Here is a 649-nt window from a genome sequence, read left to right as displayed (position 1 = left end):
TACAAAAATGCAGCAAATAAAGAGAAAGATTTTTGGAGCCCGGCTTTTGTAATTCTTTAAACATCCGTTGCGTCGCACACTTATACGCTTCGTTCTTTATGCAGCTATTTTAGCTTCTTCTTCAATACGGCAATTTCTTTAGTAAAAGCTTTCAATTCTTCTTTCTGTTGATTGATAAAACTATTGTCTGCTAAAGGGCCTACCACTTTATTCATTTCTTCATCAGAATTGTATAGCATTTTTCTGAATGGGTTGGTATAATCTTTCTCTCTTGAAGTAAAAATGTTTTCAGTAATCCATTGTTGCATTACCAATGCTTCGTCTAATAAACTGTTTAGTGTTGCTTTATCAATCTTCTTTATATTAACCTTACTTATTTCTATAAAACTTGCTAAAGCATGTTTTAGTTTTTGTTCAGCATAATTGTTGCCTTCAATAGTATAATAATCATGTACTGCATCCCATGAAGAAAGCTTACCTGTTTTAATTAGTTGCTTTAATTTATTTACTGAACTAACAGGTAATAACTGCCCGCCCACATTCAACCACTCTTCTCTTGAAACCCTTGCAGGTAAAGCGTTTTGCAAAGTATCAATAGAACTGATGTTCTTTGTTTTAATCAATTCAATTAATTGCTGAATGCCATACA

General features: G+C 32.5%; 1 protein-coding gene. It reads right to left on the bottom strand.

All coding sequences use genetic code 11. The features are described from left to right. Nucleotides 1-104: 104 nt before the first annotated feature. The coding region (locus E3E36_RS11165) for a DUF4954 family protein (protein WP_167895500.1) at nt 105-649 on the bottom strand (545 nt) is incomplete at its 5' end.

It is taken from the genome of Thermococcus sp. M36 (assembly GCF_012027355.1).
GTDB lineage: Archaea > Methanobacteriota_B > Thermococci > Thermococcales > Thermococcaceae > Thermococcus.
The sequence above is the reverse complement of the archived record's forward strand: the minus strand, read 5'-3'. Positions and strand labels throughout refer to the sequence as shown.